The following is a 20540-nucleotide window of genomic DNA, read 5'->3' on the forward strand; positions in this document are numbered from 1 at the left end:
CACTTTTATGATCAGGGACCATGCCAGCGTGAACAAGCCGACCGGCCGGAACGAGCCCGAAGATTCAACCCGATGCGCCCGGCCTGCCGAGGCTCCGCCCATGGCGACCGAGCCCCTGGTCCCTCCGCTGCACTTGAGCGCGGTCTACAAGATCAAAGGGCTCGACCAAGTCGACGCGCTGTATGGGGGAGAGCAGTCTGGCTACATCTACGCACGCGACGGGCATCCGAATGCGTCACAGCTTGCGGCCAAGGTCGCGTCGCTGGAAGGGGCCGAGGCGGCCCTGGTCTGTGCCTCGGGCATGGGGGCCGAGGCCGCGCCGCTGCTGGCATTGCTCGGGTCCGGCGACCACATCGCCCTGTCCGAAGGGGTTTATGGCCGGACTTCGGTGCTGGTGAACGAACTCAGCCGCTACGGCGTGACTCATTCCACGTTCGACCCCACGAGTCCTGAGAGTTTGCAGGATGCCCTCACGGGCAAGACGCGGGTGGTGTTCGCCGAGACGCTTTCCAACCCGCTGCTGCGTCTGGCCGACCTGCCGGGGCTCGCCGAGGTCGCTCGCGAGGCGGGTGCCACCTTCCTCGTCGACCATACGTTCGCCCCCCTGCTCTGTCGGCCGATCGCGCTGGGGGCCGACGCGGTGACGCATTCGGCGACGAAGCTGATTGGCGGGCATGCGGACCTGACGCAGGGGGTGCTTGCGGGTTCCAGAGAGTTGGTGACGCGGGCCGGCTCGCTGGCCTCGACGTTCGGGATGACGGGCAACCCGTTCGAGAGCTGGCTGGCGCTTCGAGGATTGTCGACGCTCGCGTTGCGGGTGGAGCGGACCTCGACGACTGCTTTGGAGCTGGCAGGGCGGCTGGAAAGGGTGAATCAGGTCTACGCGGTCCATTATCCCGGGCTGGCCGTTCACCCCGACCATGTGCGTGCCAGGTCGTTGCTGGGGACGAAGTTCGGGGCGATGTTGACCTTCGATCTGGGGAGCCGGGCCGCCGCGGATCGGTTCATCCGGACCCTGGAACATATCCCGTTCGCCCCGAGTCTAGGGGATGTCTCCACGACCCTGAGCCATCCGGTGACGACCAGCCATCGGTCGTTCACGCCCGAGCGGGCGGCGGCCCTGGGCATTACTCCGGGCCTGATCCGGCTATCCGTCGGCCTGGAAGATCCGGCGGACCTCTGGGCCGACCTGTCGCAGGCGCTCGAGGACCTGAAATGACGGCCGAGCGGAAAGGCTGGTGGATCGGCGGCGGCGTCGCGCTTCTGTTGCTTTCGGGTGTCGTCGGGCTGGCCGTCTCGACGGGCCCGGTGCGCGGGGCGGTCTCGACTTATCACAGGCTGCTGGACGCGGCCAATCGGCAGGATGTCGCCGCGGCCGTTCGGCTGTGCTCGGCCCGCTATCTCGCGGGGCATACGCTTGTCGCCTCGGACGAGGGGGGGATCATCGGGCTGCCCCGGAATATCCACAAGAATTTCCAGGCCTGGCGCGAGGGTGCCGAGGTCTGGCTCTGCCCGAGCAACCGGTTGGGGCCCGTGTATCGCCTGGTCCGGGAAGAGGGCGACTGGAAGTTTGATGGGCCGGTGGGGCTGCTGGGGTCGGGGGGTGAGATGACACCGATGTCCGAGGATGGGCTGCCTCCCTTGAAGGACGCGGGCTCGGGAAGTTGATTCGGACGTCGACGGCGTCTCCGGGCCTGGATTGACAGGTTGAGGGGGGCGGCTAGAATCGGCTCCGAGGCCGGTGTGGCCTCTTGAGGGAGCGGTGCGCCCTGAGTCGGGCACGGAGGAGTCGCCGATGTCGAAGGTTCTGGCCCGGGTGGGGCTCGGGTCGATGGGGGCCTTCGGGCCTTGCCTGGCATTGGCGCTCTGCCTGATGAGCGTCCCGTCGGAGGCGCAAGAGCCACCCGGCGCGGCGGCCAAGGCCGAGCCGGCGGCGGGTCGCGCGCGGGCAGGTATGAATGCTCCTGCGGTGGATCGGACGGCGCTGCTGAGGCATTTCAGCCGCAGCCCGATGATCTGGATGCTGGGCATCTGCTCGGTGGCGACGATGGGTTTCGCCCTGGAGCGGTTCGTCGCCCTGAGGCGGTCGCGGGTGATTCCCAAGGACTTCACCAACCGATTCCTGGAACGGCTCTCGGGCGACAAGCTCGACCGCGACCGGGCGGCGGAACTCTGCCGGTCGAATGACAGCCCGGTGGCGCGCGTCTTTGCCTCGGTCGTGCGGCACTGGGGACAGCCCTCCGCGCAAATCAGGCATGCGGTCTCGCTGGAGGCGTCCGGCGAGGTGGTCGAGCTGAAGCGGAACGTGCGGGTGCTCAACGGCACGACGACTCTTGCCCCCTTGCTGGGCCTGCTGGGGACGGTGCTGGGGATGATCGAGTCGTTCGGGGCGCTCGGCGGCAAGTCGGGCGCGGCGCGGGGCGAGGCGCTTGCGAGCGGGATCAGCCTGGCTCTCGTCTCCACGGCACTGGGGCTGGCAATCGCGATCGTGTCGGTGGTGTCCTACTACTACCTGCTGAACAAGGTGGACGTGCTCGTCAAGGCGCTCGATGACGAGGCGGCGAAGGTGATCGAGCTGGTCTCGGCCGAGGCCGGGGTGCAGGCACGCGGGCCTGAAGGCAGGAGGCCGCTGGAGATGTCGCGGCATGACGTGCGGCCTTACTGATTGATTGAAGAAGCCAAGCCGCCAGGTCTCGAACCTCCCCGGAGCGACGCCGATGCTCTCGGACCGGATGCACGCCGACGAGTTGCCTTATGTGAACATGACGCCGATGGTGGACGTCGTGCTCTGCCTGCTCGTCTTCTTCATGGCGGCGACGAAGCTGTATGACTGGGACCAGAGCGAGTTCGAGGTGAACGTCCCCGAGGTGACGAGCGCCGCGCCGCTGACGTCCGCGCCCGACGACCTCACTATCACGGTCCTGGGCCCCGGCCGGGTGGCGCTCGGCGACGAGACGACCGACCTCGCGGGGCTGGGCAAGGCGCTCGACGAGGCCAAGGCCAGGTATGCCGACCAGGGGGTGCTGGTGCGCGGGGACGCCAAGCTGGCGTACCAGGACCTGGCCGACGTGCTCTCGACGTGCAACGAGGCGGGGATCAAGAATGTCCGCCTGCCGGTCCGGCCGAGGGAAGCCGGGGCAACGACCGCGCCGGCGCCCTGATGGCGGAACCCGGGCCATTCCCCCTTCCATCCATAGCTCAAGGGATCATCGTGCAAGAGTATTTGCAACCGTTGCTTGACCTGCTGCACGCCGAGACGGTCGTGAAGGCCGGCTATGTGCTGATGACGATCATCATCTTCGTGGAGACGGGGCTGCTCATCGGCTTCTGCCTGCCGGGCGACTCGCTGCTGGTGACGGCCGGCATCTTCGCGGCGCGCGGCGACCTGAACATCTGGTGGATCAACGCGCTGCTGATCCCGGCGGCCATCCTGGGCGACACGGTCGGCTACTGGATCGGCTACCACGCGGGGGGGAGGCTGTTCCAGAAGGAAGCCTCGCTGCTGTTCAAGCCGAAGCACCTGCGGGCGGCGCACGACTACTACGAGCGGCACGGCGGCAAGACGATCGTGATCGCGCGGTTCATGCCGATCATACGCACCTTCGCGCCGGTAGTCGCCGGCATGGGCCGGATGGATTATCGCCGGTTCCTGATGTTCAACGTGGTGGGCGGCGTCGGCTGGATCGTGAGCATGTCGCTGACGGGCTATTTCCTCGGGGTCTTGTTCCCGGGCGCGGTGAAGAAGCTGGAGATCATCATCGTCGTGGTGGTCGTGATCTCGGTCTTGCCGGCGATCATCCACTTCATCAGGCACAGGCTGAAGGGGCACCCTGAGTCGTTCGTGGAGTCGCTCGCGGACCCCGAGGTGCTCGACGAGCCGGCGACGATGGCCTGAGTCGGCGGAGGCAGGGCTCTACCGGCGCGGGGCTGGCGCGTTTATGCTGAGGGGGTTCGACCTTCCCCGCCAGCCCGCCCGCCGGTCCTTCCCGCCGCCAGTCGAGGCCCCGCCGATGCATACGCCCCCGCGCCGCCCATGGGCCATGGCCCACCAGAGCTGTTTGAGAATTGCTGGATTTACGGCAATTGCGTGGATGGCCGGCGTGGCTTCGGCCCAGTTTCCCGAGCCGAAGCTGGCTGGGCTCTCGACCACCGGAGGCCGGGCCGGCGATTCGGTGTTGCTGACGATTTCGGGGACTGACCTGGAGGGGGCGAATTCCCTCTGGTTCGACCATCCGGGGTTCCGGGCCTTCCTGCTCAAAGGGGCGACCTTCCGGGTGGCGATCGGGCCCGACGTGCCCCCGGGGCATCACGACATCAGGGCGTCTGGCCCCCTGGGGATTAGCAATCCGCGGGTCTTCGTGGTGGGGGATCGGCCCGAGGCGCTCGAGGTCGAGCCCAACGAGACCAAGGCGACCGCGACTCCTCTGACGCCCAACTCGACGGTCAGCGGAGTGATCGCGACACCGACCGAGCTGGACTTTTACGCGTTCGAAGGCGTGAAAGGCCGCCGGTTATTCCTGGATCTGGCGGCCGAGCGACTTGATAGCAAGCTCGACGCGACCCTGACGCTTTATGGCCCCGATGGCCGGGCGATGGCCGAGAGCCGGGACGTGCGCGGGGTTGATCCGTTCCTCGACGTCACCCTGCCGGCGGACGGCCGGTATACCTTGCGGGTACACGACGTCGTCTACGGCGGCTCGCCCCAGCATGTCTATCGCCTGACGATCCACGAAGGGCCGCACGTCGACGCGGCGATCCCCAGGGCGCTGGAGCCGGGCAAGACGACCAAAGTCACGTTCTACGGCCGAGGTCTGGGCGGCAAAAATTCGCCGGGCCTGACCGCCGATGGGATGCCGCTGGAGCAGGTCGAGGTCGACGTGACGATCCCGGCCGACGACCTGAGCTGGCCGGGGCAGGTTGCTGGGGCGGGTTTGCTGCGTCGGGGGGCCGATTACGTCTACGCCAATGGCTCGGGACGAGCCGAGCCGATCGGCTTTGCCTTGGCGAACGTCCCGGTGACTCTCGAAGTCGAGCCGAATGACGAGACAAAGCCGCAGACGCTGACCTTGCCGGCGGAAGTCTCGGGGACGTTCGGTGAGCCCTCCGACCTGGACGTCTATCGGTTCAAGGCGAAGAAGGGAGAAGTCTACTGGATCGAGGCGACCGCGGAGAAGATCGGCTCGTCGGCCGATCCCGTGTTCGTGGTCCAGCAGGTCGACGACAAAGGGGTGGCGACGGATCTGGTCGTGGGCGACGACCTGGCCGACGCGGGGACGGCTCCGCGTGCGTTGCTCAGCTCCGTCGACCCGGCGATTCGCTGGGAGGCGCCCGCGGATGGCACGTTCCAGGTGGCGATCAGCGACCTGCTCGGCTCACAGCGCGGGGATGCCCGCCTGGCGTATGTCCTGTCGATCCGCCCCGCCAGAGCCGACTATCAACTCATGATCGCCCCCGAAAATCTGGCGCTGGCGTCGGCTCTCACCGTGCGAGCCGGCGGCAAGGCAAGCGCGAGGATTCTGGTCGCCCGCGTGGACGGGTTCAGCCGGCCGATCCGCGTCGAGGCGGTGGACCTCCCCGCAGGCCTGAAATGCGATCCGACGGTGATCGCCGCCGGGCAGGTGCAGGCCCCGATCGTCGTCGAGGCCGATCCGACCGCCAAAGAGGGGATTGTCACTCTCAAACTAGTGGGCCGATCGCTGAACGCGGACGGCAAGGCGGATCCCTCCGAAGTGGTCATGCCGGCGATGGGTGTGGGGCTGATCGCGGTTGATGTGCCGTCGAAATCGCGGCGGACACGCGGTTTCCCGCTGACGGTGATCGGTGGGGCGCCGTTCGCGGTCGCCTGGTCGGCCGACACGCTCATCGCGGCCCCCGGTCGGCGACTCGATTTCAAGGCGAACGTGACCCGATTGCCGGGGTTTGTCGAGGCAGTCGCGCTGGCGAGTGTTGACGTGCCGCCGGGGGTTCCTGCGCTCGCCCTGACGATCGCCAAGGATCAAGGCTCGGCGACCGGATCGTTGCTCCTGCCCAAGACGGTAACGCCGGGTGTTTATGCCCTGATGGCCAGGGGATCGGGTCCGTTCCCGTTCAGCAAGGACCCGGCGGCCAAGGAAAAGCCGAACGTGACGGTCAGCGAGCCGACGAACATCCTGTTGCTCGACGTGAGGGCGGCGCCGGCGACGATGGCGGCCGTCATGCCCCCGGGGCCTCTGGCACGAGGGAGCAAGCTGGAGATCCCGCTGACGATCACGAGGGTCGTCAAAGACTGCGGGCCGGTGACGGTACGACTGATCGCGGAAGCCGACATGAAGCTGAGTGCCGAGGTCGTCGCGATTGCCGCGGATCAAGGCGCGGGCAAGCTGACGATCCTCGCGGGTGCCGATGCGCCGGAAGGGCCGAAGGCGGTTCTTCTGCGGATCTCGGCGACCGTGGATGGACAGGTGATCGAGACCGACGAGCCCCTGACCCTGACCGTCGCGCCGAAATCCTAATTCCAATGGCGAGTGATCGCGTAGGAAGACGAGCGATGAACTTTGAGGCGTCCGCGATGAAACTTCCTCTCCTGGCCTCGATCATCAGCCTCTCGCTCGCGGGGCTCTCCGCGGCGTCCGAGCCGATCCCGGTGAATCTGCCGAAACGGACGACGCCGGTCAGCTACGCCAACGATGTGGCCGACCTGCTCGCGGGCAAGTGCGTCGGCTGCCACAGCGAGGGCTCGGCCGGCGGAAAGCTCGTGATGGAAGACGTCGCCTCGATGCTTAAAGGGGGCAAACGAGGCCCGGCCCTGGTCGCGGGTAAGGCGGACGAGAGCCTCCTCTTCACGATGTCAGCGCATCGCGTCGAGCCGTCGATGCCCCCCGCGGACAAGAAGGACTCCAAGCCGCTGACCTCCGATGAGTTGGGGCTGCTCAAGCTCTGGATCGACGGCGGGGCTCTGGATGATTCCGACGCCGAGGGCAAGGCGCCCGAGTCGCTCGTGCTGGGCTCGCTGCCTCCGGGCGTTCAGCCAATCGTGGCCGTGGACATGACCGCCGACGGGGCCCGCATCGCCGCGGGTCGTGCGAACGTGGTCCACGTCTTCGACGCCGACTCCGGCATGGAGATCGTCTCGCTGGGCGGTCATCAGGACATCATCCAGTCGATCCGCTACAGCCCCGACGGCTCGATGCTTGCGGCGGGGAGTTACCAGATCGTCACCCTCTGGAGGACTCCCCGCGGGGCCCTCAAAAAGACGATGACCGGGCACACCGACGATGTCAATGCCCTGGCAATCTCGGCCGACGGCAACGTCGCCTACTCGGCCGGCTTGGACAAGACGATCCGCGCCTGGACGGTCGCCGATGGCAAGGAGACGCGGAAGATCGACCACCCTGCGGCGCAGGTGCTCGCCCTCGCCCTTTCGCCCGACGGCCTGACCCTCCTGACCGGCGGCGGTGACGGCATCCTTCGTCTCATCACCTTGGCCGACGGCAAGGAGCGTCTCGCCTTGAAGGGGCACGCCGGTCCGGTGCACGACGTCGCCTTCCTGCCCGACGGGTTGCGGGTCGCCAGCGTCTCCGAGGATGGGACCGGGCGGATCTGGGAGCTTCCCGCCGAGGGTGAAGTGCCCGGCACGCCGATCGTGCTGAACGGCCACAAAGGCCCGGTGAGGGCCCTGGTCCTCAGCAAGGATGGTCGGCGGATCTTCACAGGAGGGGACGACCACTCGATTCGCTCATGGCGCACGTTTCAAGGCGAAGCCGCAACGACTTATGGCGGGCATATCGGTCCGGTTCGTGCGCTCACACTCTCGCCCGACGGCAAAGTATTGCTCAGCGGTTCTGCGGATCGGTCGGCCAGGCTGCATGACGTCGCCAGCGGGAAAAGCCTCTCGACTCTAGGAGGGCATCCGGGCGAGGTGAATTCGGTCGCGTTCTCGCCGGACGGCAGCCGGGTGGCGACTGCGGGTGCTCAGGGAGGGGTCAAGGTCTGGGAGACGGCCACCGGCTTGGGGGTGATCGCCTTCGGCCACGCCGAGCCCGGCGTGAAGGAGGTCAAGCCGATCCGCAAGGTCGCGTTCACCGGACAGGGGACTCTGGTCACGGCCTCGGCGGAGAAGACCCTGAAGTCGTGGGCGTTCGAGGGGACGTGGTCGGCGATGAAGACGCTCGGCCCGCACGTCTTCCGTGTCCTGGCACTGGACTTCAGTCCCGACGGGACGCTCCTCGCCGCGGGAGGGGGGGAACCGTCGAGGTCGGGTGAGGTGAAGGTCTGGGAGGTGAACAAGGGGATGCTCGTCCGGTCGATGGACGAGCTGCACAGCGACACCGTCTTCGGTGTCCGCTTCAGCCCCGACGGTTCGCTTCTGGCCACGGGGTCCGCCGACAAGTTCCTCAAAGTGAGTCGTTTGCTAGGTGGGAAGGATGTTCGGATGTTTGAAGGGCACACGCATCATGTGCTGGCCGTTGACTGGGACAAGGAGGGGAAGAGGCTCGTGACGGGCGGCGCGGACAACGTCATGAAGGTCTGGGACCTGGACTCGGGCGAGCAACTCAGGACCGCGACACCGGCCGGGAAGCAGATCACAGCGGTGCGCTGGGTCCCGGGTAAGCCGACCCTGATCGCCGCTTCGGGCGATACGAACGTCCGGGCCTGGAACTCGGAGAATGGCGCGATCGAGCGGACATTCGCCGGCGAGTCCGACTACGTCTTTGGCGTGGCGACCTCGGCCGACGGGTCGCGCATCGCCGCCGGGGGGGCAGATGGGGTGCTCCTCATCTGGGATGCGAAGGACGGGCGAATCGTCCGCAAGATCGATCCGCCGGCGCCTTCACCCTGATCATCTGCCCCTGAGGTCGCCCATCGAAGGGGGACTTCGCGAGTTTCGCCGGGCGGCCCCTGGATCTCGAAGGCGTTTCGTGTCGCCGCCGAATCCGGAGCCATGGGCCAGGCCCTGGACACAGGTTGGCCGCTGGCCTAGGATTCGCTAGAACTTCGGGTTGACTCACCCTGCCGCGGGCGAGTCTGCGGCGGGGCCCGAACCCCTGTGACGCGCGGACGGCCGACCCTGGTCGAACCGACAGTCCATGTCAGGGGAAACGCACCATGGATAAGGCGCTCATCGTCGAGGACGATCTCGACCAGGCCGAGATCCTCGGCCGTCTCCTGAGGCATCGAAACCTCGAACCGATCCTGGCCCACGACGGTCGGACGGGCCTGAAGCTCGCCGCAGAGCTTTCTCCGGACGTGATCCTGCTCGACCTGATGCTCCCCGACACCGACGGGTTTCTCGTCTGTCAGGAGTTAAGACGCGACCCTCGGACGACCCGGACCCCGGTCGTCATGGTCACCGCACTTGACGATGCTCAGCATCGGGCTCGTGGATTTCGGGTCGGTGCAAATGCCTACCTGACTAAGCCTTACGACGCCGATTCGCTTTACCAGGCCGTCGATCTAGCCAGGTCCTGGAGGAAAGACCTCGACCGGCGGCGGGTCGACGGCGAGATCGTCGTCGAGCTGGACAACGAGCCTGCGTTCCTCGCCGAGGTGAACGATTTCTTGATGGGCCTGCGTCTGGCCACCCCGCTGATGCCCGAGCAGGTCTCTCAGCTGCGGCAGGCCCTGATGGAGATGGGACAGAATGCGATCGAGTGGGGAAACCGTCACCGGTCGGAAGCGCTTGTGCAGATTGTCTATCGAGTTTATCACGATCGGGTCGAGATCCTGGTGAGCGACGAGGGCGAAGGATTCGACCGCGAGGATCTTCCCCACGCGGCCTCGCCCGACGACCCGTTGAGTCACATGGACGTGCGCGAGAAATTAGGTCTTCGGGACGGCGGATTTGGGATGATGATCAGTCGAGGGATGGTCGATGACCTCGTTTATAACGAGGCCGGAAACCAGGTCACGCTTGTCAAGCGATTCCGCGCCGACTCGGTCCACTCGGGCTAATTCCGGGCCCTTCGCTTGATAAACGGGCCGCCGCGCGTCAAGCTCGTTGGTCCCATCGCTCTCCCTCGGAGTCGAGGTCACAGGGACATGACCGGCCCACGCCCCACACTCTTGGTCGTCGACGACGAGCCTGAGGTCTTGCGCTCGATGCAGGACCTCTTCCGGCCCGATTATCGCGTGATCGCGTTCGAAGGAGGCCAGGCCGCCCTCGAAGCGATGGCGGCCGAGCCCGACGTGCACGTCATCATCTCCGATCAGCAGATGCCTCGCATGTCGGGCGTGGAGTTCCTCCGCAGGGCCAGACTGATTCACCCTCAGGCCACCCGACTGTTGATGACCGGCTTCGCTGACATCCGGGCCGTCATCGGCGCGATCAACGAAGGGGGAGTCTTCCGCTACATCACCAAGCCGTGCGACCCCGATGAGCTCATCGGCCTGGTCCGACAGGGGGTCGAGCAGCATAACCTGATCACCGAGCGGACGCGGCTCGTCGACGACCTGACGCGGACGAATGCCAGCCTGGTCGAGGCCAATCGACTGAAGACGGCGTTCATCGAGGTGGCCAGTCACGAGCTCAATACGCCGGTTGCCGTGGTCCTGGGGATGAGCGAGCTCTGGCGGATGTCCCAGGGCAAGGAGGCGACGAAGGCCGAACGCGACTGGGTCGACCGGATCCACGCCGCCGGCAAGCGCCTCGCCGGCTCTGTCGAGCGTATGTTGAAGCTGCTGCGTGCCGACCGTTTCGACCGAACTCTGGACATCCAGGAAGTCGACCTCGGATCGCTCCTGGATCGTTCTCTGGCCGACCTCGACCCCTTCCTCAGGGCCCGTCATCAGCATGTGGTCGTGAATGCCGACCGTTTGGGATCGGCCGAGGTGGACCCTGCGAAGATGCACGACGTCTTCGCCAACTTGATCGTCAATGCGATCAAGTTCACGGCCGACGGCGGCACGATTCGGGTCGATGCCTGCGACGTCGGCGGGAACGCCGTCAAGTTCACGGTGATCGACGAGGGAATCGGCATCTGCGCCGACGATCGCCCGCATCTCTTCGAGCCGTTCTTTACCGGCTACGACACGATGCACCACTCCTCGGGCGACTTCCAGTACTGCAAGAAGGGGATCGGCCTGGGCCTCTGCCTGGTCAAGGCCTTCGTCGAGTTGCACGGTGGCCATGTCGCCGTGATCAGCAAGCCCGGCGAAGGCTCGACCTTCTCCTTCACGATTCCCAGGAAGCAGAAATCCTACTCGATCGAGCCGACACCCGCCGCGGCCTCGTTGCCGCTTGCCTCCTCGGTTAACCGGTCGACATCGCCGGAGAAGCCCGACGTGCTTCGAGTTGGCCTGGCATCCACGATCCGCTGATTCTTCGGGTGGGTTGATCATGGCCAGTCGTGTGGCCTCCGACCCTCAGGTTGATTCGGCCTGCGGAGGGGTCGCCGGCAGGTTGCTCGTGATGTAGTCGCGGAGATAACGCAGGAAGATGGGGAGCCCTTCGGCGTCCCAGGCGGACTCGATGGCTTCCTTGTAGCGTTGATTCTCGGATTGGAGTGCCCGGAAGCGATCGGCCTCGGGGCTGTCCGGGTCGATGAGCTGGACCTGGTCGTGGGTATTCACCGAGAGCAAGAAGCCTGCGGCATTGGGCCAGGGCTGGATCTGCAGCTTCATGTGGGGATAAGCGGCATTGCCCAGCCGCAAGGCACGAATCGTCACCGGCACCTCGCGGGTCCGGCCCGGTCGTTCGAACTGGGGGAGGTTGAGCAGCTCGCAGGCCTCCAGGTCGGATGGCCACTCGATCCGCCGCTTCACGGATGCGGGCAGTGCCGCTCCGGCATAGGCGACACGGAGGAAGGTATCGACTGCCTGCCGGAGCAGATCAACGCGAAGACCCTGGAAATCGGCGGGTTGGTTCGGGCTAGCGGTATCCATGGAACGTCCCTTGGCCGGCAGCCCCCGCCACGCGGACGGACACTCGCTGGAATGGTCCTCGGCCGGTCGGTCGATATGGCGGGCGAAAGAGCGGCGCCACCGCCCTTCCCCATCCGCCTCTATCCATCATAGCGCCCATCGGCGACATCGACCATTCTCCTGACCATGAAAACTGCCGGAGTGTCGATTTCCGCCGCGAGTCGCGTTACCCGACGGTCTGGAAGACAACTTTGAACGTGGCCATCTCGCCGTGCCCGAGGACGCGTAATCCGGCGTCGACACCCTTCGTCTGGAGATTGATCGCGTCAGTCGTCTGCGTGTAAGGTTCGAGCGAGATGACGTCGCCATCTCCCGGAGGCGTGTAGACGACCAACTCGCGGAATCCCTTGTCGAAGCTCAGGTGGAACTCGGCACCCAGTGCTTCGTCGACGAGCTTGCAGGTGCATGTGTCGCCCTCGAAGGCCAGGCCGGTGAGAACATCATCGAGCTTCAGGCCCTTGATCGGCTGGCCCGCGCGGAAGTCAAGGCCGGCGGGGACGTCGACGATCTTGCCGGTGGGCAGGAACTGATCCAGCTCCCAGAATTTGGACGCGGGGACAATGACCTTGGTCCTGGCCTGGTCCCCGCCGTCGGTGAATGGGAGGTGGAAGTAGGGATGGAAACCGAGCCCGAACGGGAACGGCTGGGCGGTCGGATTGGAGACCTCGGCCTCCAGGGTGAGCGTCCGTCCATTGAGCGTGTAGCGGATGGAGAGCACGCCATCCGTGGGCCAGTTGGGCTGCATCGCGGGCGAATTCTTGCTGATCTGGTATCGACCGGCGATCGTGGCCCCCGCATCCGTGACCTTGGCCTCGACGACATCCCAGGGGTCGGAGATGGCAAAGCCGTGAATGGCGTTGGAACCGTTGGTGGCGGGGAGCGTGTAGTCTTTCCCGCCGTAGGAGTACTTGGCGTCGCGGATGCGGTTGGGGAACGGGAAGAGGATGGGGATCCCGTTGCGGCCGAAATCTCTCGGCTTATTCGGGAAGTCGGGATAGGAGGAGAGGATTGGGCGGAGGTGGCCCCCGACGGGAAGTTTCAGGTCGAAGAGGTTGAAGCCCGACTCGGGGAGGATCGACGCCGAGGCGCCTGTGGTCGTGTCGCGCAGGTGGTAGACCTTGCGTCCCGATCGAACCTCTTCGGAAACCTGGAACGCCATGGTAGGCTCCTGATAGAGATCGGTCACTTGGAAGTCGCCTCACCTGACGAGTCGGGCGCGAGGAAGTGCAGGGATCCAATTCCTGGCGGGAGGCTCGCCGTGCCGACGATTGCAGCCGCGGAGTTGACCGAATTTGCCCAGTCGATGTTCGCCGCCGCGGGCGTCCCGCCCGGGGACGCGCGGGTGGTGGCGGAGGGCCTCGTCGGCGCGAACCTGCGCGGTCACGACTCGCACGGCGTGATGCGGGTTCCGCAGTATATCGAGTTCCTCCGAGAGGGGCACTATCGCCTCGGTGTCGACCTGATCGTCGAGCATGAGACGGCCGCCGCGGTCACTTGTGACGGCCAGTGGGGCTTCGGGCAGGTGCAGGCGCACCGGCTGCTTGGGAAGATTCTGCCCAAGGCAAAGGCCCTGGGCATTGCCGCGGGGACGGCCAGGAACTGCGGGCATATCGGCCGACTTGGCGAATATGCCGAGCGCGCCGCCGAATCGGGGATCGCCCTGATCGCCACGGTGAACAACAACGGATCGGGCCAGCGCGTGGCCCCACCCGGTGGCCTCGAAGGGCGACTGGGGACGAACCCGCTCTGCGTGGGGATTCCGACCGAGGACGGACCGGTCGTGCTCGACTTCGGCACCAGCGTGGCAGCCGAGGGGAAGGTCCGGGTTTACGCGATCAATGAGGCGCAGACTCCCGACGGCTGGCTGTTTGATTCCGATGGCAAGCCGACGAACGACCCGAACGTGCTCTATCGGGCGCCGTTCGGGACCCTCAGGCCAATGGGCGGCGATCAGGCGTACAAAGGGTTCGGACTGGCCCTGGTACTCGACATGCTGGCCGGCGGTCTCACCGGCGGTCGGGTCGCGCACGAGGGGGCCCCACCGCCACGCGGAAACAACGTGGTTTTCCTGGCGCTCGATCCCGGGCTATTCGCCGGGCGTGACGCCCTGATCGAGCAGGCAACCTCGCTGGCGCACTATGTCCGCGGGACTCCGCGTGCGGAGGGTGTCGAGGCGATCCTGCTCCCGGGCGACCCGGAGCGGATTGTGTTGGAGCGAAGGCTCGCCGAAGGGATCCCGATCGCGCCGGCGCACTGGGCAAGGCTCGCCGAGCTGGCGTTGCAACTCGGCGTGACCCCGCCGGCCTGATCGCGGGAAGGCCGGCTCAAGGAGGCGGAGAACGATGCAACGACGTCCTTCAGAAGGCGCTTCCGCAGAGGATCCGGATGTTGGCGTAGGGGGTAAATTCGGCGGTGCGGATGACCCCCTTCACGGCCAGCGACTGCTCCTTGAATTCGTGGTGCGGGACTTCGTCGATATCGACGTCGCCGAGCATCTTGACGACTTCCTGATACAGCTTCGGGCTGAACTCGGTCATCTCGGAGGCGATCGATACGGCCTCGATGACCAGCTCCTCGGCGACGGCCCGGAGGACGTCGAGGAAGCGGGGGATTCCGGGGGTCAGGGTGAGGTCGATGACGTGTCCGTCGGGCGGGAGCGGATATCCGGCATCCACGATCAGGAGTTCGTCGGTATGGCCCAGCTCGGCTAGAAGCGAGCAGATCGACGGGTTGAGGATGCCACCTTTTTTCATCGGACCAGATCCTCGTTCGCTTCGCGATTACCGGGCTGGGGCACCGCGGACGGCCCCATGCGGGCTGGCCAGGATGCCCAAGGGCTCAACCAGTGTAGCGGGTTTACCCCGCCGGGGCCACAATGACCCCGTGCCCCGATGTGCCGAAGCCCCCAAGGACTCGGAGACTTCATGAGCGGCTCGACCCGAACGATCGTCCTGACGACGCTGCTCTCACCCCTGCTTGTCTGCGCTCCGCACCTCGCACCGGCGAGGGCGTTCCAGGCCGACCCGCGGCGGGCGCCGATCAGCCTGAACGATGAACGGCTCGTCCCGCTCCGCGACGCGGTCGCCGCCTGGGACAATCGGCCCGGGCCAATTCGCAAGGTCGTCGACGTCGTCTGCCTGGTCCCCGACGTGCCGACGTTCCTCGAGGTCCTCTCGACCTGGGACGCGGACCACTGGTTCCCGATCCTGCTCGACGACGTGCCATACACCTCCAAATTCCTTCGGGCCTTCCGCCCCTCGCGGGTCGTCCGATATCCGGGACGCGTGCAGGCCTTCAAGCCCGACGTACCCTCGGAAGCCTGGAAGATTGCGGTGGCTGCGGTGCTGAAGTCGTGGTCGGGGCCCGGGGTCGCCCCTGCGGCCCCGGTCGTTGGCGACGCCATTCATCCGAAAACCGAATTCAATCCCCCAGGGGTCGTGATGTCCACGCCCGAGAGCCCGACCTTCGCGGCCTCGGCGGCGCTCGCGGCGGGTCGATTCCAGGCCCTGATGCGCTGGAGGAGCTCATTCGCGGCTGACAAGAACCTGAATCTGGACGAGGTCAATGCCCTGTCCATCTCGCTCAGGAAGCGGATCGCCGAGCACCACCCGGCGCACGGTCGGCTGGGGGATTCGTGCGATTTCGTGACCTTCGGCGTCGACATCCCCGACCGGTACACCATCCCGGGCGAGGTGAATTCCCTGGATGACCTGATCACGCGCAATCCGGACATGAGCCGCTGGGCTTACTGCGGCCGCCTGATCGGCGATCCCACCGCGAGCGTCTATCGCGCGATGTGCTCGCTGTTCCTCCAGCCCCGGTCGGCCATGCTCTTCAACGGCTATCCGCAGACCGACCAGCCCTGGATCGACTACGACCAAGAGGCGGCCTCATTGACGCTCGCCCGGGTCATGCCTGTCAGCAAGAGGTCCCGCGACGCGGCGCGGATCGAGGGATGGCATGAGGGTTTTGATTCGACAAACACGCATGGTTTGATCATGCAGAATTCTTCGGGCGGGGCCGACTACTTCTCGGTCTTGGCCGGGACCGGCCAGTCGGCCGACATCCCCGCAACCGTGCCGGCGGTCGTCGTGCCCGTCCACAGCTACTCCGCCGCGAATCCCAGGGATGCCGCGACCATCTCGGGGCGCTGGCTCGTGCACGGGGCCTTCGTCTACTTCGGGTCGATGAATGAGCCCTACCTCGACGCGTTCAGGACGCCGACACTCGTTGCCGACCTCCTCGTCCGCAAGTTGCCGATTTCGGCCGCGTTGCGCCAGGTCCCCGGCGAGCCGAGGGGCCGCGCCTGGCGACTGACCCTGATCGGAGATCCTCTCTACCGGGTCGCCCCTGACTCGGTGAAGCAACCTCGCATCGCCTCCTGGGAGCCGGTTGCAGGCTGGCCCGTCTATGTTGAATCCGAGGCACCCAAAGCGGGTGCCAGCGACGCCGATCGGCTCGCATGGGCGCTGAAGACGGCAGTCGCTCGCGCGTTCCGGACGAGGCCAAAGGGGAACGGCAGGACTCAGGACGGCTGGCTCGGACAGATCGCGACCCTGGACCGCGCGCGGATCCCGGCCGGACTGAGGCGAACCCTGGATGAGCTGACGGTCGACGCAATGCACGAATCGGGGCGGCCCGGCGATGTCCGGGAGCGGATCATGGTGATCCCGAAGGGAGAGCGATCGGTCTGGTTGCAGGCGATGCTCGAATGGTCCAGGGCCCATCAACTCATCGAGTCGGTCGGCTCGAAGGACCTGAAGGTGGCGATGACCATCTGGGATGAGGTCATGCGATCCGACGGGGCAAGGAACCTCAAGGAGCAGTCAACCGCCAGGATCCACGGCCTCGCACGGGAGGGCGCCGAGCCGATCCGGTGGCGCTCGCAGCTCCGGGCGACGATCCGGGCGATGGGCTCGTCCGCCGACGCTGAGATCGCTTCGAAGGAGCTGAAGGAGTTGGAGGAGACGAATCCGACCTTCAAGGCGGGGCGGCGATGAGCAAGTTTCAGGGGAGGGTGAGCGAGGGCCGATGCGGGCCGACGAAGGCCTCGACCACCTCGGGCAAGGCGGCCAGGTGCAGGTGAAGCAGACCGCCGACCGCGTGATGATACTTGTACATGTCAAGTTCACCGCAGAGTGGGGCGGCCCGGCCGGGGCAGCGGCCGGGGTGGTCCGCCGGACTGAATTTCCAGCGGCCCGAGCTGTAGCCCCTCACGGTCGTCCCGCGAGGGCCGAGCCACGAGTCATTCGTGAGAGTTCGGATCACGGGCCAAGGCGGGGGCTGATTCATCTGGAGGACGGCATTCAGGGGGAGGATCCCCACGCCGTTGTGGATGCGGCCATCGATGGACATCGTCTGGCCGAGATAGGCGGCCCCTCCCCCTTCGGCATAGATTCGCCGCCCATTGCAGACGTGGCTGGAGAGGGCCGTGATCATGCTGACATTCTCGGTCAGCGCCTCGATATGATTGTCCGGGAACCCGCAGCCGATCATGACGAGGTCGGGATGGTCGGGAAGCGCCCCGTCGTGAATCGGCGAGAACTCGACGAGCTCGGCCCCCAGAGAGCTGAGGGTCTCGAGGGTGTCGGGGAAGTAACCACCAAACGCTTCGTCGCGGGCATAGGCGACTCGAAATCGGCTCCGGTCGGCCCGGACGCGCGCACCGAGCTCGCCGCTCCAGCTGAACGGCCTCGAATCGGCGAGGGCGGCGATCGCCGCCCAGTCGGCGTAGGCATCGAACTCCGTCGCCAAGGCGTCGATCAGGTCGGTTGGCATGGGCATCCCCGGGGGAACTTCCATGACAGCCTGGCGGAGCTTCGGGGCCGCCGACATTCCGCCAAGGACCGCGCGGCCGCAGGTCATCCGGATGAAGGAGCGGAACTGGTCGAACTGCTCACGGGTCTCGAAGCCGTCGAGCATCAGGCCCTCGGCCTGTTCGGGGATGTGCGGCAGGTGAAGCGGGTCGTTTGGGTCGTGCTTGACGACCATGACCAGCGGGATCTGGAGCGACTGAGCCAGAGGTCCGATGCCGGAGACGTCGGCGGCGTCGAGGTTGTGCGGCGAAGTGCTCAGGCAGCTCGCCGTCGAACGGAGCCTTCCCTCGACCATGGCAAGCGTGACGGGGCCCGAGATGCCCCGGGCGAAAACCTCGCGGCGAACCTCGGGTTGCATGAGCCATGAGTCGAGATGACGGCCCGGCATTCCCGTGATCCGGCCGGCGACATCGGAGCCGAGCGGGCACGCCTGCGAGCGGAAATGCTGGATCCGGGCGCCTCGCCGCGTCAGGCCGGACAACATGGCCATCCCGAGCATATCCTGCTCGCAGATGGATGTAGAGGTGGCCAGGGCCAAACAGGGAATTCGGATCATGCGGTGCACCATCCCGGGGCGAGTCACGCGCAGAAGATCTGACACGGGAACGACACCCGTCGCGATCGACCGCGGGCCGAATTCATTTCGAGCAGTTTTGAGGGCAGAGTAATGGCAGGCACGCGGCCACCTCGCTGGGGCGACGGCGCGGGAACTCGGTTGGTTCGCCCTCAATCATAGAATTGAGCCGGCCACGGTCAAGGCCCGTCGCAGACAGTTGTCTAAGTAGCAAGCCCCGATCGACCGATTCGCCTTGCCGGGTGCAGGTGCCTTGGCTAGGGTACGCCACGACGGGACATGGATGGCCCCCACGAATCTCCGCAGGAACGTCGCCCGATGGATCGAGGCGCCCCCCTCCGCACGCGCATTGCGTCGCTGGCAATCGTGATGGCCAGCCTCGTCGCCTCGAAGGCACAGGCCGGGATGGTCGAGCCCCCCTCGCCAATTCCCCCGCCCATCCCGGCGAAATCCCCGGCGGCCCCGAAGCCGGTCGCTGCCCCGAAGGCTCAGGCCGCCGATCAATCGGTTTTGCCCATGCCGATGCCCGACAAGGCCGCCGCGGAGCCGCCTCCGACCCTGCCGCCGATCCTTCCCGAGGTCGCCACCGCCCTTCCCGACGTCGTCCGCGTCGAGACGGCCGAGGCGCTCAAGGCCCTCGAACTGCCGGCCGAAGCCGAGACGAAGGATGCCAAGCCAGCCTTGCTCAAGGAGCGACGCGAGCTGCTCGGCGAACGGCTACGGATCCTCGACGAGCTGGAGAAGGCGTCGAGGGAGCGATATGAGGTCGAACACCCCGACCCGGACCCCAAGACGCAAATCGAGCAGCTCAAAGGGGAGCTGGAAAAAACCGGGGCCCTGATCGCGCAGGCGGCCAAGGATCCCAAGGCTTTACTGCCCGAATGCTTCTCCGTCGATGAGGCCAAGATCGACGACGCGGCCCTCACGCTGATGAAGGAAGCGATCGAGGCGGCGACCGGAGAGGCCAAGGACACGGCCGCGAAGGTCGAAAAAGGTCTAGCACTCGAGCCGAACAAGTCGGCCAATGCGCTCAGGGCCGAGCGGGATAAGCTCCAGCAGCGCAGGGATTCGCTGATCGCCCGCCGCGCCGAGCGTGAGAAGACGCTCGCCAGCGCGGTGGCCGCGGATGCACGCGACCTGGCCAGGCAAAGACTGGTCAACCTCTCCTGGGAGCAGCGGCTCGAAGCGGAGCGGCAGGCAATCCTGGATGCGAAAGCCACCCTCGATCCGATCCGGGCCGAGCTGGCGGCCCTCACGGCCCAATGCGCCGAGGCCGATCTTGCCGTGGCGAGGAAAGGCCTCGAACGGATGAAGGCCAAACACCAGAAATTGGCCGACCATCAGCGCGAGAAGCTGAAACGAGAGGCCGCGATCGAGCAAACCCGGGCGAAGCGCGCCAATGACCCGCTTGAGCGGCACAAGGGCAAGCGAAAGGCCGAGATGCTCGACCTGGAAGCGGCGGTCCTCAACGACGAGAACTCCCTGGCGAATAGCAGCGGCCTATCCCTGGACGAGCTGAAGGAACGGACGGCGGTGGCGGAAAAACGCCGCGAGACTTCGAAGAAGATGGTGGAACTCGGTCGCGGGGGAGGACTGATCGCCGTCCGCCTCAAGAACGACTACAAGACGATTTCGAAAGAGCGAGAGCTGCTCAGGAAGAACGACCTTGCCTACGCCGCGGGTCGGATGGATTTCTACGAGAATCTAAGGACCGACGTCGAGATGGAGTTGCTCAACGACGGTCGTGACGACCGCTATGAGCTCGACTCGCTCCTCGAACACCTGCCCGAGTCCAGGCATGACGAGGCGACGGCGGAATTCTCGAAGATCGAGCAGGAGCATCGCAAGTTTCTGGAGCGCAGGCTGAAAGCCCTTGCCAGCCTGGCGGAGCGCTACGAGGCCATTTATGCCGAGATCCAGAAGCGGATCGAGATCCTCGACGAGCATTACGCCTACATCCGGACTCATCTCTTCTGGGTCCGCGACACCGAGCCGATCGGCGTGCAGACGATCTCGCACACTCAGCAAGAGGCGAAGCGAATTGTGCCGGCCCTCGTGGCATTGGCCCTGGAGCCCTGGGACGCGAAGCGATGGCGAGGGGTCTCGGTCGAGTTCGCCATCGCGGTCCTTGCCTGCATCGCCGCCCCGCTCCCCTTATACCGGCTGCAGAAAGCGTTGGGGCGACGCCTGCCGCATCGGATGCACCCCGTCGAAGTCCCGCTCACGCGAGTCGAACCCGCTTGACGATGGCC

At 66.1% G+C, this 20540-nt stretch carries 16 protein-coding genes; 12 read left to right on the plus strand and 4 right to left on the minus strand.

Annotated elements, in window-relative coordinates; all coding sequences use genetic code 11:
- The first annotated feature begins 7 nt into the window (after window positions 1–7).
- The 9 genes from EP7_RS19975 to EP7_RS20015 all read left to right on the plus strand — a co-directional run bounded on the left by EP7_RS19975 (window position 8) and on the right by EP7_RS20015 (window position 11295).
- Window positions 8–1219, plus strand: coding sequence for a trans-sulfuration enzyme family protein (locus tag EP7_RS19975; RefSeq protein WP_463523914.1), 1212 nt, complete (start codon window positions 8–10; stop codon window positions 1217–1219).
- The gene (locus EP7_RS19980) at window positions 1216–1668 is read left to right on the plus strand and encodes a hypothetical protein (RefSeq protein ID WP_463523915.1); all 453 of its coding nucleotides are present in this window, start codon (window positions 1216–1218) and stop codon (window positions 1666–1668) included. The genes EP7_RS19975 and EP7_RS19980 overlap by 4 nt, the downstream gene beginning before the upstream one ends.
- A 127-nt stretch (window positions 1669–1795) precedes the next feature.
- Window positions 1796–2665, plus strand: coding sequence for a MotA/TolQ/ExbB proton channel family protein (locus EP7_RS19985; RefSeq protein WP_463523916.1), 870 nt, complete (start codon window positions 1796–1798; stop codon window positions 2663–2665).
- Window positions 2666–2717: 52 nt separating this feature from the next.
- On the plus strand, window positions 2718–3161 hold the full coding sequence (locus tag EP7_RS19990; protein WP_463523917.1) for an ExbD/TolR family protein: 444 nt from the start codon (window positions 2718–2720) through the stop codon (window positions 3159–3161).
- 50 nt (window positions 3162–3211) lie between these two features.
- Window positions 3212–3895 carry a DedA family protein gene (locus EP7_RS19995; protein WP_463523918.1) on the plus strand — a complete coding sequence of 228 codons (684 nt, stop codon included), beginning with the start codon at window positions 3212–3214 and terminating at the stop codon, window positions 3893–3895.
- A 205-nt stretch (window positions 3896–4100) separates the two neighbouring features.
- On the plus strand, window positions 4101–6491 hold the full coding sequence (locus EP7_RS20000; protein ID WP_463523919.1) for a PPC domain-containing protein: 2391 nt from the start codon (window positions 4101–4103) through the stop codon (window positions 6489–6491).
- A 56-nt stretch (window positions 6492–6547) separates the two neighbouring features.
- The gene (locus EP7_RS20005) at window positions 6548–8818 is read left to right on the plus strand and encodes a WD40 domain-containing protein (RefSeq protein ID WP_463523920.1); all 2271 of its coding nucleotides are present in this window, start codon (window positions 6548–6550) and stop codon (window positions 8816–8818) included.
- Window positions 8819–9084: 266 nt separating this feature from the next.
- Entirely contained in the window at window positions 9085–9930 is an 846-nt protein-coding gene (locus tag EP7_RS20010; protein WP_463523921.1) for a response regulator, read from the plus strand.
- Window positions 9931–10017: 87 nt separating this feature from the next.
- Window positions 10018–11295: a hybrid sensor histidine kinase/response regulator gene (locus tag EP7_RS20015; protein ID WP_463523922.1), complete on the plus strand. Its 1278-nt coding sequence runs from the start codon at window positions 10018–10020 to the stop codon at window positions 11293–11295.
- Window positions 11296–11340: 45 nt separating this feature from the next.
- Here the strand turns inward: EP7_RS20015 and EP7_RS20020 are convergent, their stop codons facing one another.
- Complete coding sequence (locus EP7_RS20020) at window positions 11341–11859, minus strand: hypothetical protein (protein ID WP_463523923.1); 519 nt, start codon at window positions 11857–11859, stop codon at window positions 11341–11343.
- 205 nt (window positions 11860–12064) lie between these two features.
- Window positions 12065–13057 carry an aldose epimerase family protein gene (locus EP7_RS20025; protein WP_463523924.1) on the minus strand — a complete coding sequence of 331 codons (993 nt, stop codon included), beginning with the start codon at window positions 13055–13057 and terminating at the stop codon, window positions 12065–12067.
- A 99-nt stretch (window positions 13058–13156) separates the two neighbouring features.
- On the opposite strand from EP7_RS20025, the gene EP7_RS20030 reads away from it, so the two are divergent.
- A complete protein-coding gene (locus EP7_RS20030; RefSeq protein WP_463523925.1) occupies window positions 13157–14206 on the plus strand; it encodes an Ldh family oxidoreductase in 1050 nt (349 codons plus the stop codon).
- Window positions 14207–14255: 49 nt separating this feature from the next.
- On the opposite strand, the gene rbsD is transcribed toward EP7_RS20030, so the two are convergent.
- Window positions 14256–14651 (minus strand): D-ribose pyranase, encoded by a 396-nt coding sequence (gene rbsD, locus EP7_RS20035; protein WP_463523926.1) that lies wholly within the window; start codon window positions 14649–14651, stop codon window positions 14256–14258.
- A gap of 171 nt (window positions 14652–14822) precedes the next feature.
- On the opposite strand from rbsD, the gene EP7_RS20040 reads away from it, so the two are divergent.
- Window positions 14823–16898, plus strand: a complete 2076-nt coding sequence (locus EP7_RS20040; RefSeq protein WP_463523927.1) for a hypothetical protein — start codon at window positions 14823–14825, stop codon at window positions 16896–16898.
- A gap of 7 nt (window positions 16899–16905) precedes the next feature.
- On the opposite strand, the gene EP7_RS20045 is transcribed toward EP7_RS20040, so the two are convergent.
- Window positions 16906–18270: a cobyrinic acid a,c-diamide synthase gene (locus EP7_RS20045; protein WP_463523928.1), complete on the minus strand. Its 1365-nt coding sequence runs from the start codon at window positions 18268–18270 to the stop codon at window positions 16906–16908.
- A 336-nt stretch (window positions 18271–18606) separates the two neighbouring features.
- On the opposite strand from EP7_RS20045, the gene EP7_RS20050 reads away from it, so the two are divergent.
- Window positions 18607–20532, plus strand: a complete 1926-nt coding sequence (locus EP7_RS20050) for a hypothetical protein (RefSeq protein WP_463523929.1) — start codon at window positions 18607–18609, stop codon at window positions 20530–20532.
- Window positions 20533–20540 lie beyond the last annotated feature (8 nt).

The organism is Isosphaeraceae bacterium EP7 (genome assembly GCA_038400315.1).
Lineage (GTDB): Bacteria > Planctomycetota > Planctomycetia > Isosphaerales > Isosphaeraceae > EP7.